This is a genomic window from Paenibacillus sp. P46E, assembly GCF_001909095.1.
Classification (GTDB): domain Bacteria; phylum Bacillota; class Bacilli; order Paenibacillales; family Paenibacillaceae; genus Paenibacillus_AQ; species Paenibacillus_AQ helianthi.
In genome coordinates, this window is record NZ_LVYZ01000001.1 from 174615 (window position 1) to 187657 (window position 13043).

Consider the following 13043-nt stretch of genomic DNA (forward strand, 5'->3'; position numbering starts at 1 on the left):
TGATTAATTAAGCGGATCTTAGAGGCTAATCCTGATGCTGCAGAATATGATTCATTCTCCATTTGGAGGGCGTTACTCCGTATCGCTTCTTGAATTGGGTTGTAAAATAGGTGCTGCTGTTGTACCCGACCTTTCCGGCAATCTCCTGGATGTCCATCCCGAGCTCTGTAACCAGCAGCAGCTGTGCCTGCTCCAGACGCAGGAGATTGACGAAATCGGGAAAGCTGCTGTCCACTTCATCGGCGATCAGCCTGCTGAGATAGGCGGGACTAAGCGACATTTTATCGGCAAGCGCGTTCAGCGACAGCCTGGGATCATCATAATGATCCCGGATATAACAGATCGCTTCGGCTGCAATACTCCGGGTCTGTATGGCGCTCATGGCGGAGATCCGCGCGAGGGCGGCATAACAGCCGGCTTCTATCCAGCTGCGCAGTTCGTCATAGCTGCGGATCTGCCAGATCCGCTGGTAATCATCCAGAAAGCCGGAGTGCTGCGCTTCGCTGCTAAGCTCGGCGGTGCGGCTCAGCTCAAAAGCAAGCCTCGACAAGGCGATGGTGGCAGGCTCTGCCCGGTAGCTGGTCACAACCGCCAGCAGCCGTTCTACCGCCTGCGGAATGTGTACCCCCTGCTCCGGTAGCCTGACTGCCTGCAGCACAGGTTCAAGTGAACTCTCAGGTACCGGACTTCTGTTCAGGTGGATGGTATCATCAGCAAAGATAATATTCAGCTTATTGTGAAATTTAATATATTGCAGGCAATCGGAAGCTTCATTATATTTGGGTTTTAGGTTGCTTAGATCACCCGTCAATCCGCTAATTCCAAAGGCGCAGCGGATACCGGACGGGGGGAACAGTGCAGCGGTCTCCTCCCATTTACTGCGGTATAAGGCATAATCCCCGAAGCTTCCGCTATTCAGCTCACTGAGAATGAGAACAGCAGACCCTTCATGCGGCAGGAAGGATTGCACCTCAGCCAGCGCGGAGAATTCTGTGCGGATCTGCTGAATCACTTCACTGCATATATTCCTGGCATCCCCGTATGCTCCTTCGGCCAGTACCTCCAGCACGCATACGCAATAGGCTCCTCCAGATGAGCCAAGTCTCATATTGGAATTATCGCGGTTATCCGGAGCTCCGCGGGGCGAGAGCAGCCAGCGCATCAAGGCACTGTCATGATTCTCCTTCTTCAACTGGTCCAGCTTGACCCCGATCATCTCTAATTCCTGACTGGCTGCATCGAAATCCCCACCTGTCTTAAGTGCCTCTTCGTTGCCGGACAGATGGATGATATTGCCGAACAGCCGGCCGATAGGCTTGTAGATTTGCCGGGAGATCAGGCCTGAGATCACGGATGCAGCCAGAATAAGGGCAAGACATAGGCCAATCATCAGATTACGGGCGCTGGAAATATCCCGGATGCTGTCCTTATAGGAAGTCTCCGAGACAAACCACAGCTTATCCCCTGGTGAGTACACGAAGGTAACCAGTTGGGGTTCCCCGGCACCTTTATAGACGAAAGAACCTCTTTCAGCGGGGGAGGCAACGATCTTCTCCAGCATGCCGGCATCCAGGGAATTTCCGGAAAGAGCGCTGTGCATTAGTACCGTAGCATTCGCATCGAGTACCGCATAACGTGTCGCTTCACCGTCTGTCTGCGTAAACAGATTATTCTGCAGCTTGGACAAATTAACCGTTAGCGCCACTGCCCCGTAATACGCACTGTCCGCGAAGGCCCTGTCATTATAGAAGACAGTCAGGAGAGTCACAGGAGCGCCATTGTTCATGGTAGCCTTCCACAGGAAAGGGGATTCAATAATGCGGCTGTTCCGCATCCGCTGTGATAACTCTTGCTTGGACGATGGGCTTAGCGGCATATTTTCGAACATGGCGACGGGCTCTTTTACACCAAAGATGTATGCGTTCTCAAGATACTGGTTGACTACCAGAGCGCCGCGGATCTGGCTTAGGGCACTGTAGAGCTGGTCGCTCCAGTCGGTATCCCCGCTCATCATCAGCGCATTGATATTCGGATTGGCATAGAAGTCCATCGTATAGTTCTGGACGATCTCTTTATAGTTTATATATACGGTTTCGGTATTCAACAGCACATTCTGGTTCGCTTTATTGACACTTGCTATCGAAATACTCCGGTACCAGTAAAAGATTACAACTGCCAGCACAAGGATGCAGCAGACAGATATCGTGGTCAGACTGATGAAAAACCGGGTGTATAGTTTCTTTGTTTTGCCCATGCTGATCGCCCCTTTGTGTAAATCCTACTACACTCATTCTAGAGGGACAAGGTATTCCCTGACAAGGTAGGATAAGATGGGAATACTAATGAAAATAGCATAGAAGTATAAAAATGGAGAAATTGAGCATAGAAAATGCAAGAAAGTTAAACTTATACGAACTATAATTGGTTATGCTTACATTTTAAATGCTCTGAGGAGGCTTCCTATATTGAGAACATTCCGCAACCCGGTACTGCCGGGCTTCTACCCTGATCCTTCGGCCATCCGCGTAGGTGAGGATTACTACCTTGTGACTTCCAGCTTTGAGTTCTTCCCCGGTGTACCGGTCTTTCACAGCAAGGATCTGGTGAACTGGCGGCAGCTTGGGCATGTGCTGGACCGTCCGTCGCAGCTGAATCTGGACCATTCGATTCCGTCTATGGGCATCTGGGCGCCGACCATCCGCTATCATGAAGGCATCTTCTATATGATTACTACCTATGTCGACAATGACAAAAATCAGCACAATTTCTATGTTACGGCGACCGACCCCGCCGGGGACTGGTCCGACCCGGTATGGCTGGAGGATGCGCCGGGCATTGATTCCTCTTTGTTTTTTGATACCGACGGCAAAGTATACTATACCGGTAACCGGGTTCCGCCGGAAGGCCAGGATTACCCGAAGCATATGGATATTTGGCTGCAGGAAATCGATCTAGCAGCGGGCAAGCTGACCGGACCCAAGATCAGCATTTGGCAGGGGGCACTCAAGGTGGCCCATGCACAGGAAGGTCCGCATATCTACAAAATCGGCGGCTGGTATTACGTCCTGATTGCTGAAGGCGGAACTGGCCATACCCATGCGATTACCATCGCCAGAAGCAGGAATGTGACCGGCCCTTATGAAGGCCATAAGGCCAATCCGATTCTGACCCACAGGCATCTCGGCAGACAATATCCTATTGTCAATGTCGGCCACGGGGAACTCGTGGAGACCCAGCATGGGGACTGGTGGATGTTCTGCCTGGCTTCACGGACGAACGGCGGTTATTACCGCAATCTGGGACGGGAAACCTTCCTTACGCCGGTTGCATGGGAGAATGAATGGCCTGTAGTGAATCCCGGCAAAGGGGTGCTGGAATTTGAAGCGGCGGCTCCGGATTTGCCGGAGACGAAATGGCCGGAGCTTCCGGTGCGTGATGATTTTGAAGATCGTGAGCTTGCACCGGTATGGAACTTCCTGCGGACACCGCGCGGCGGATTATGGAGTCTTACGGAACAACCGGGGGTACTTCGGCTGCAATTGAAGCCGGAGCGGCTCTCTGAGATCAGCAACCCGTCCTTTGTCGGAAGACGCCAGCAGCATCTCAGTTTCAGAGCGGCTGCGGATATGACATTTAGACCGGGTACCGAGAATGAAACCGCAGGCTTTGTCCTGCTGCAGAATGCGGATTATCATTTCAGGCTTGAATTGGGACTGGATGCCGGGGAGCAGGTGCTGCGCCTGATCGAACGCCGGGGCGGCAGTGAACAGCTGCTAGCTGGAGAGCCGTATCCGCAGGATAAGGTGCAGTTTAAGGTAGAGGCCAAAGGGCAGGAATACAGCTTCTTTTACAGAACATCGGAAGCTGACAAGTGGATTGCTCTGCACGAAGGAGCTGACGGAAGAGTACTCAGCACCGATCTGGCCGGAGGTTTTACAGGGGCTTACATGGGGATGTATGCAAGCTCACAGGGGACAGAGAGCGGTAATTACGCCGATTTTGACTGGTTCAGCTATGAAGGACTTGAGTAAAGGGGAGGGACAGGACGATGAACGGCAAGCAGAATTCTAATTCTTATCCGCTGCCTAAGCTTCCGCAGATTCCTGATCGGACGTTTAGCATAACCGATTATGGGGCGCAGGGCGACGGACTTGCACTGTGCACCTCTGCTATTCAGGCTGCACTGGATGACTGTGCTGCCGCCGGAGGAGGAAAGGTAGTTATACCGTCCGGAATCTGGCGCACAGGTCCGCTTACTCTGCATAGCCGGATTAATCTGTCCGCCGAGCGGGGAGCGCTTGTGTTGTTTGCCGCTGACCCGGAGCTGTACCCGCTCATTCCCTCACATTATGAGGGAACGAGCGGCTGGCGCTGCCAGTCGCCTCTGGACGGAGAGGCATTAAGTGATGTTGCGATTACGGGAGAGGGAATCTTCGACGGCAGCGGTGAAGGCTGGCGGCCGGTAAAACGGTTCAAAATGACGGAGCAACAGTGGAAGAAACTGACCGGCTCCGATGGTGTGCTTGATGTGGAGAATGAAATCTGGTGGCCTTGCCGTGAAGCGATGGAAGGGGAGGCCTGCGTCCGGAAGCTGCGGGAGAACGGAGAAACCGGGATGGAGGCTTATTTGCCGGTACGGCCATATCTCCGCCCGGCCTTGCTCAGCCTGCGGAACTGCCGCAGAATACTGCTTGAGGGGCCGACGTTCCAGAATTCCCCTGCCTGGTGCCTTCACCCCATGGGCTGTGAGCAGGTTACCGTGCGGGGTATCCAGGTGCGCAACCCATGGTATTCGCAGAACGGGGACGGCCTTGATCTGGAATCCTGCACACATGCGCTTGTTGAGCACTGCAGCTTCGATGTAGGGGATGATGCGATCTGTCTGAAGTCGGGCAAAGACGAAGAAGGCCGCAGGATGGGCATGCCCTGCCGGTATATTACGATCCGGCATTGCACCGTGTATCACGGGCATGGCGGGGTGGTCATCGGCAGCGAGATGTCCGGCGGAGTACATGCGGTCAGAGTCAATGACTGCCTGTTCATCGGCACGGATATCGGCCTGCGGTTCAAAAGCGCCAGAGGCAGAGGCGGTGTAGTTGAAGATATTGTTATGGAGAATATCACAATGAGCGGCATTCTCCACGAGGCGGTGTCATTTCATATGTTCTATGCAGGAGTTGAGGGCTCGGAAGGGTATGACGGACAGCTGTTCCCGGTAAACGAGGCCACCCCGGAGTTCCGGGATATTTCCTTACGGAACATCATCTGCCATGGAGCGGCCACCGCACTGCTCGTAAACGGGCTGCCGGAAAGGCCGCTGGCCGGTCTTGCTGTCGAGAATTTTCATGCGGTAAGTGAGCGCGGGATCATTCTGCGCCATGCCGAAGGAGTGCGGCTGGACCGCATCAGCCTGCAAACCCCGGCAGTGCCGGCCCTGCAGATCCATAGTAGCAGCGGTGTCACGTTAACGAACTCGGGAGACTTGGTCCTTACAGAGAGTTAATAACTGCCTGCGGGCCTGAACCGGAATTCACACTATGTCCTGGATGAAGGGCGCGACCGTGCTTCCTTCCGGTATTGGAGCGGGGTCAGACCGGTTGATTTTTTAAATGTCTTATTGAAATGGGAGAGATGCTCAAACCCGACGGCGGAAGCGATTTCCTGAATTTTGCCGCCTGACCCGGCGAGTAGCCGCTCGGCTTCCCTGACCCTGATATGGACGATATATTCACGGAAATGGAAACCCGTCAACCGGTGGAATACCCGGCTTAAATAAGAGGGACTGATGAAAAAATGTCCTGCCGTCTCTTCAAGAGTCAGTGACTCCCGGTAATGATCGCGGATATAGGTTGCGACTTCCGTGACCAGCTGATGCAGCGGATGCTTCGTTCCTCCAGCCTGTGATATGGTCTCTGAACGCTGCAGCAGGATCATCAGCTCGGTTAATAAGGTGATTACGCAGGTCTCGTAATACGGGCGCTGCAGTCGGCACTCCTCCAGCATCCGGGTCAGCAGGCTCTCCGCCTCGTCCTGTTCGCGCAGCGTCAGCCTGAACAAGCGGTAGCCCCGGCTGTGAAACCACTGAGTCCTATTCTGCAGCGCCGGCGGCAGCAGGCCAGGATCATAATTGATCAGAATCCGCTCGAACTCGGCTATCTCGGAGCTGGCGGTGGCATGAAGCTCGCTGCCGGGAATCAGGATCAGCTCGCCTTTATGTACCGTAACCACCCGGTCGTCCACAAAATATACGCGCTCCCCCTCCAGCAGATAGTACAGCTCGGTCCATTCGTGGCTGTGGGGACGCGGCATGGCGGTAATGCCCTTACGCTTCATATGCTGGATGCTGTACCGGCCGTCTTCAATATGATATTTGGGATTTGGACTGCTTACGCTGGTCATGAATCTCCTCTTCTCTCCTAACCGTTACGGTTATTATAGAATAAATACAGGTTGATATGAAAGGAGCCGCACATGCTAATTACAGTCTCCAAAAATAGCATTGAAGGATTTGCCAGTCTGCAGGCGGCGCTGGATTCCATCCCGCCGGAGCATACCTCAGAGGTAACGATCCGCATCAAGCCCGGAATTTACGAGGAAAAAATTACGGTAGGGCCAGAGGCGCCTCCGATCCTGCTGCTTGGCGAGGACCCGCAGTCGACCGTTCTCACCTGGTCAGATAATGCCCATACGCTTGGAGCTGACGGTGAGCCGCTGGGCACATTCCGGTCAGGAACGCTGAACGTGTTTGCCGAACATTTCACGGCGGAGAATCTGACGATCCGCAATGCCTCCGGTCCGGGCACCGGGCAGGCGGTGGCAGCCTTCATCGATGCCGGACAGGCGGTCTTCCGCCGCGTACGTCTGCTTGGAGATCAGGATACTCTGTATACCGGACAAGGCAAGCAGTATTACGATAATTGCTATATCGAAGGCGATGTGGACTATATTTTTGGAGCCGCTACGGCTTTATTCGACCGCTGCCACCTGCACAACAAGCGTTCCAGAGGCTACATCACAGCCGCTTCCACTCCTGAAGGGGCAGATTTCGGCTATGTGTTCCTGGATTGCAGGATTACTGGAGGGGAGGGCGTAAGCGAGGTGTATCTTGGACGCCCTTGGCGTCCCCACGCGCATGTCGCCTTCATCCGCACCAGCATGGACGGTTCAGTCATCGGCGAAGGCTGGCATAATTGGGGCCAGCCTGAACGGGAGGCAACCAGCCGCTATGAAGAATTCGGGAGCAGCGGACCCGGCGCCCATCCGGAAGCCAGGGTAGCGTGGTCCCGGCAGCTAAACCCGCAGGAAGCTTCAGAATACAGGGTACTCACCGTATTGGACGGCTGGCATCCAGAGGGGTATTAAGCGTCAGCGTATGGCGCGGAATGTATTTTAGGAGGCGAACCGCAGATGGATGTACTACAGCAATACATGAATAAGTTGACGGGTTCAGCACCCCGCAGTGCTGAATTCCGTGTTGACATTCCTTACGGGGAATGGCGTTCTATGCTCGCTGCCGGCTTCACCGGGCGGCTGGGCGGATTCCCGGAGGCTCCGGCTGAGCTTCAGCCGATATTGCTGGAGCGGGTTGTCTGCCTCGGATATACAAGGGAGCGTATAGAGATTACTACCTATGACGGATTGAGGATGCCTCTATACCTCCTCATCCCGGAACAGGCGGCTACTTCAGCGGCGCCTGCTATCATTGCAGTTCACGGACACGGCTACGGCAGCCGGGAGATTACCGGCCTGAATCCGGACGGGTCAGACCGTGAGGGAGAAACGGGGCTGCATAAGGATTTTGCTGTTTCGCTAGTGAAGCAAGGGTTCGTGGTCGCTGCCCCGGAAGTGCTGGGATTCGGTGACAGACGGCTGGCAGAAGACCTAACCAGCGGTGAGCCGGGACGGAATTCCTGCTTCCGTCTGTCCTCGGCGCTCTTAATGGCCGGTCAGACCATGGCTGGCTACCGCATCTATGAAACGATGCGGACACTGGATTATATGCAGACCCGGGATGAAGTTATAGGTGAGCGGATAGGGATCATGGGCATTTCCGGCGGGGGATTGGTTGCCGGCTTCACAGCAGCACTTGACGAGCGGTTATGCTGCGCCGTGGTAAGCGGATATGCGAATACTTTTGCCGACAGTATTCTGACGCGGAACCATTGCCTGGATAATTACATCCCCGGGGTTCTGCTCGATGCAGAGATGCCTGATCTGCTGGGTCTGATTGCACCGCGCGGACTGTTCCTGGAGTCGGGGGATGCGGACCCCCTGTTCGGCCCGGAAGGGACGAGGAAGGCTTTAGCCAGACTGCAGCTTATTTACAGTGCAGCCGGACAGGGCGGGCAGGTTGAGGCGGATTTTTTCACAGGCGGTCATGAAATTCATGGAGAACCGGCGTATACCTGGCTGCGCAGGCAGCTTGCCGGTAATTAAGGCCAAACTTAGCTTGCAAGACAAGCGACTGGAGGAATTGGGATGTCTATATCAGAAGCAAGCACAACAAGCTGGTCCCGCAAAATTACGGATACGATTCTCAGCCAGTGCAACGAACAGGGTGAGCATGCCTTTGTGCTGGAACGCTGGGCTTATGTCCCGGGCATGCTGCTGATGGCGGTGGCGCGTGCCGGTGTCCAGCTTGGTGAGCCTGAATATGTGGGCTATATGCAGAGGCATATGGATAGCTTCATCGGCGAGGACGGATCAATCCGTTCGTACCGGCTGGAGGAATATAATCTGGACCAGATCAACCAGGGCAAAAATCTGTTCCTGCTGTATCAGCAAACCGGAGAGCAGCGTTATGCCGAAGCCGCCCATGTGCTGGCTGCCCAGCTAATCGGACACCCCCGCACCTCTGAGGGCGGATTCTGGCATAAGAAGGTATATCCGTTCCAGATGTGGCTGGATGGACTGTATATGGCGTCGCCGTTTCTTGCGGAGTATGGCGCAGTCTTCCACAGGCCCGAACTGATCGACGAGGCGGCTCATCAGCTTCTGCTGATTGAACGCAGAACCCGCGATCCGCGGACCGGGCTGCTCTATCACGGCTGGGATGAATCGAAGGAGCAGGAATGGGCCAATCCGGTTACAGGCCTGTCCTCCCATTTCTGGAGCCGGGCGATGGGCTGGTATGCGATGGCCGTGGTGGATTGCCTGGAGCATTTCCCGGTTACTCATCCTAAGCGGGGAACGATCATCGGAATATTCCAGCGGATGTGCGGAGCACTTGTGCAGGTACAGGACAAAGAGACCGGACTCTGGTATCAGGTGCTGGATCAGGCAGACCGCAAGGGGAATTACCTGGAAGCCTCCGGCTCATGTATGTTCGTCTATGCAATGGTCAAGGGGTTAAGACTAGGCTATCTTGAACCTTCATTTCATGAAGCCATGCGGCGCGGGTATGAGGGAATTCTGACGCATCTGGCTGGCGAAGATGAACAAGGCGTTCACCTGCATCGGATCTGCCATGGTGCCGGGCTGAGCAAAGACCGCAACGGCTCCTTTGACTATTACATTTCGGAAGCCGTATTGTCCGATGTGCCGATGGGTGTTGCTCCTTGGCTGCTGGCATCACTTGAAGTAGAGAAATTATGACGTCGCACCCGGCTGTATGTACTGCTCCATCTGCTGCTTATGGTGTTTGTCATGAGGAATAAAGTCTTCCAGGTAACCCCGGATGCTGAATTTCTGGCCGTCCCCGTCTATATGCTCCTTCACCAATTCTTCATCGCTTAAGGCTGTGGCGGCATCCAGGATTTTGGTCCGGTAGAGCACGAATTGTCCGATAGCCGCCTGCTTCGTCAATGACTTGGCATATGCAATAGAGCGGGCGTTGAAATCATCAAAGTTTTGCTGCCGGAGGGTCAGCGGCTGACCCTTCATTATTTTAGCGAAAGCTTCTTCATAAAAGTACTTGTCCCACTGCGTAAGGTGGCAGAGCATTTCTTTTAATGTCCATTTGCCTGCCGCGACCGGAGTTTCCCAATGCATCTCATCAAGGGTACTCAGCGATTGGATATAAGGGATTAAAGACCGGAATTCAAGCACCAGTTGCTCGTTCGTAGCCGTTGCCATAACAAAGACCTCCAGTTCAAATATATATTCAGCTTCTTCTATATCTTCACTATATCCTATGAACTTGACTACAGTCCGTCAGGTTAGAATGATTGTTGTGTGAAGATCTTAAGTATAGCAAAACAGGAACAGCCCACCTGGCAGGCAGTTGTTATAATGAAATCACCGATCGGGGAAAGGCTGGGTGGCTGCTTGAATTACAGCAAGGATATGGAGAGATGCATTGAATATATTGAACAAAATATAAAAGAAAATTTGACCGCCGAGGAAATTGCCGCGGAGACGGGATATTCGCTGTATCATTTCAGCCGGGTGTTCAGCCTGTGCAAGCAGATGTCTGTGATGGAGTATGTGCGCAGCCGCAAGCTGTCTTTGGCAGCGGTGGAGCTGTTCAGCGGCAAGCGGATCATTGATATCGCGCTGGAGTACGGCTTTGAGACGCAGAGCGGGTTCACAAAGGCGTTCCGCAAGGCTTTTGGCTACAGTCCCTCGCAATATGCGGCGCGGATGAATGGTTGTCTTCAGGACGGTCCTATTTTTGAAATCGGAGGATATCTAATGAATCCAGTGATTGTACAGAAACCGGCTTTTCAGGTCGCAGGCTACGGCATAGCAACAAATGTGGCGGAAGGCAATTATACGAAGGATATGGCTTCCTTCTGGAACCACTATGAAGGTGAAAATCTGGAGTCTAAAATGTACGAAATCCTCACTCCACCTAAACATGGAGAAGTTGGGTTATGTGCTCCGGCATTGGACAGCGGCAATGCTTCGTATCTGCTTGGTGTGATTGTGGACGATTTCTCCAAGGTCACACCGGATATGCTGACAGCTGAAGTGCCGGAGGCCCAATATGCCGTATTCACTACACCGCCTGTGGATACTTCGGAGGGGAAGGATCAAGAGGCGTTCGTGCAGGTGATTAAAAGCACCTGGAAGTATATTTTTGAGGAATGGTTTCCGGGGAGCGGGTACGATTATGATGACGGTAAGCTGGATTTTGAGTTCTACGACGAGCGCTGTCATTCCCGGGTGGATACAGTGATGGAGATTTATGTTCCGGTGAGGGTGCGACTATAAAAAAAGAAAAATGGGGCAAAGGCTGGACGGTGAATGGCCGTAACTGCGGGAATGTGTGGACTTCCGGCCGCTGACGCGCTTCCAGTTCCAAACTTCCCTCCGTTACTCCCACCTTACAGCCTTTGCCTATTATTCCTATTTTAACGGTCGCTAGGGATTGCGACCGCAATGAAAGGCCCGCTCGCACCTTTGTGTGCTGGCGGGCCTTTTTCCCACTACATGAATTTCCGCTGCACCCTTTTACCGTCATAGGTAAAAAGGGCTTTTTTGTCTTCGACCACGGTTTGCAGGTGGACGGTACGGCCCCAGAGGGCATAGATGTGCGGCAGGGTGCGCTCCAGGTACTTCAGGTCCAGCTCGATGCTCTCGTAGCGGTGGGCGATCAGTAGTTCCCCGTTGCGCTCATAATCCGCATCCTCAATGACAAGGTAAGGCGAGCCGCCATTGACCCGGGCCAGCACCAGCTGATCACGGACATTCTCCCAGGCCTTGTCAGTGATTTTCCATTCCGGGCCTTTTTTCTCGAAGACGTACAGGTCCAGATCATTGACCAATTGCTTCGACAGATAGCTGCGGATAAAAGAGATGTCGGAGTCCAGCTCCCGGACCTCGAACATTTTGTCACGGTCCCAGCGGCGCTCGATGTCCTCAAAGATCTTCAGCCCCAGGTAGTAGGGATTGAGGCTCTGCCGGGAGGGCTGCACGACCGAGGAATTCAGCTTCGCGTATTCGATCGTCTCCTCAGGCGTCAGGTCCAGCTCGCGCATGATCCGCTGATGCCAGTAGGAAGCCCAGCCTTCGTTCATGATCTTGGTTTCCATCTGCGGCCAGAAATAGAGCATCTCGTCATGAAGCATCGTCATGATGTCGCGCTGCCAGTCCTCCAGCGCCGTCGAATATTGCTGGATGAACCAGACGATATCCTTCTCCGGCTCGGGCGGGAACTTACGTTTCCCGGCGGTTTCCGGTTCCGGGCCGACGGCCTTGCCGTTCTCCAGATCCCACAGCTCATCATAGGGATTCGCCGGGCCAGGACTTCCGGGAGGCGTATCCTTGCGTTCCTTCATCTTGGCTTCAAGCAGGTGGGTCTTGCCCAGCTTGCGGGGCTGGATCAGACTGGGGTCGATATGCTCCTGTACCGCCAGCACAGAATCAATGAAGCCCTCTACGGCATCCATACCGTAGGTGACCGAATAATCGGCGATCCGGTCTGCCGTGGCCGACATGCTCTCCACCATGTCGCGGTTCGACATGGAGAAACGCATATTGTTTTTGAAGAAATCGCAGTGGGCCAACACATGTGCCACGATCAGCTTGTTCTGGACCAGTGAGTTGCCGTCCAGCAGGAACGCATAGCAGGGGTTGGAGTTAATGACAAGCTCATAGATTTTACTCAGACCAAAATCATATTGCGATTTCATCTTATGAAACGTCTTTCCGAAGCTCCAGTGCCCGAACCGGGTAGGCATCCCGTAGGCACCGAATGTATAGATAATGTCAGCCGGGCATATCTCGTAACGCATCGGGTAATAATCCAGCCCAAACCCGGAAGCAATCTCCGTAATCTCGGCAATCGCCCGTTCCAGCGCTTGAATCTCATCTCCGGGCATGAATCCATCTCTCCCTCCAGCTTGGGCTTAAGACTGCAGTATATTCAGGCCAAGCCGCAGATGTGCGGCGACGACCGGAACGGTTCCATTTATGTATATGGGAGGGGAGAGAGGTGTATGACGTTCTGAATAGTCTCTGGGGCAGCAGGGTTTTGCTGAGAATGCCTGAAAGTATAGAGCTGTCGTAAAAAGGATGAGGGAATTCAAAAACCAACTTATTGACAAGTGCGATCGCGTTGAGAATGTATCAGGTAAATGAGGAAGCAGCGGCTGATGAAG

General features: G+C 53.8%; 10 protein-coding genes. 6 read left to right on the forward strand and 4 right to left on the reverse strand.

Going from position 1 to position 13043, the window contains the following annotated elements:
- Positions 1 to 25: 25 nt before the first annotated feature.
- The gene (locus A3849_RS00740) at positions 26 to 2254 is read right to left on the reverse strand and encodes a helix-turn-helix domain-containing protein (RefSeq protein WP_074109703.1); all 2229 of its coding nucleotides are present in this window, start codon (positions 2252 to 2254) and stop codon (positions 26 to 28) included.
- 211 nt (positions 2255 to 2465) lie between these two features.
- Here A3849_RS00740 and A3849_RS00745 point away from each other — a divergent pair, with 211 nt between their 5' ends.
- Positions 2466 to 4031, forward strand: a complete 1566-nt coding sequence (locus A3849_RS00745; RefSeq protein WP_074109704.1) for a glycoside hydrolase family 43 protein — start codon at positions 2466 to 2468, stop codon at positions 4029 to 4031.
- A gap of 17 nt (positions 4032 to 4048) precedes the next feature.
- The gene (locus A3849_RS00750; RefSeq protein ID WP_074109705.1) at positions 4049 to 5503 is read left to right on the forward strand and encodes a glycoside hydrolase family 28 protein; all 1455 of its coding nucleotides are present in this window, start codon (positions 4049 to 4051) and stop codon (positions 5501 to 5503) included.
- A gap of 32 nt (positions 5504 to 5535) precedes the next feature.
- Here A3849_RS00750 and A3849_RS00755 read toward each other — a convergent pair whose 3' ends face one another.
- Positions 5536 to 6399 (reverse strand): helix-turn-helix domain-containing protein, encoded by an 864-nt coding sequence (locus tag A3849_RS00755; RefSeq protein ID WP_074109706.1) that lies wholly within the window; start codon positions 6397 to 6399, stop codon positions 5536 to 5538.
- A gap of 72 nt (positions 6400 to 6471) precedes the next feature.
- Between A3849_RS00755 and A3849_RS00760 the strand changes: the two genes are divergently transcribed.
- From A3849_RS00760 to A3849_RS00770, 3 genes are read left to right on the forward strand one after another with little or no spacing between them, the layout of a single operon-like run.
- Complete coding sequence (locus tag A3849_RS00760) at positions 6472 to 7362, forward strand: pectinesterase family protein (protein ID WP_074109707.1); 891 nt, start codon at positions 6472 to 6474, stop codon at positions 7360 to 7362.
- A 45-nt stretch (positions 7363 to 7407) separates the two neighbouring features.
- Positions 7408 to 8436, forward strand: a complete 1029-nt coding sequence (locus A3849_RS00765) for an alpha/beta hydrolase family protein (protein ID WP_074109708.1) — start codon at positions 7408 to 7410, stop codon at positions 8434 to 8436.
- A gap of 42 nt (positions 8437 to 8478) precedes the next feature.
- Entirely contained in the window at positions 8479 to 9594 is a 1116-nt protein-coding gene (locus tag A3849_RS00770; RefSeq protein ID WP_074109709.1) for a glycoside hydrolase family 88/105 protein, read from the forward strand.
- On the opposite strand, the gene A3849_RS00775 is transcribed toward A3849_RS00770, so the two are convergent.
- Entirely contained in the window at positions 9589 to 10074 is a 486-nt protein-coding gene (locus A3849_RS00775; RefSeq protein ID WP_083613305.1) for a DinB family protein, read from the reverse strand. The genes A3849_RS00770 and A3849_RS00775 overlap by 6 nt on opposite strands.
- Positions 10075 to 10230: 156 nt before the next feature.
- Between A3849_RS00775 and A3849_RS00780 the strand changes: the two genes are divergently transcribed.
- Positions 10231 to 11154 (forward strand): AraC family transcriptional regulator, encoded by a 924-nt coding sequence (locus A3849_RS00780; protein ID WP_256700603.1) that lies wholly within the window; start codon positions 10231 to 10233, stop codon positions 11152 to 11154.
- Positions 11155 to 11369: 215 nt separating this feature from the next.
- On the opposite strand, the gene A3849_RS00785 is transcribed toward A3849_RS00780, so the two are convergent.
- Positions 11370 to 12764, reverse strand: coding sequence for a SpoVR family protein (locus A3849_RS00785; RefSeq protein ID WP_074109710.1), 1395 nt, complete (start codon positions 12762 to 12764; stop codon positions 11370 to 11372).
- Positions 12765 to 13043 lie beyond the last annotated feature (279 nt).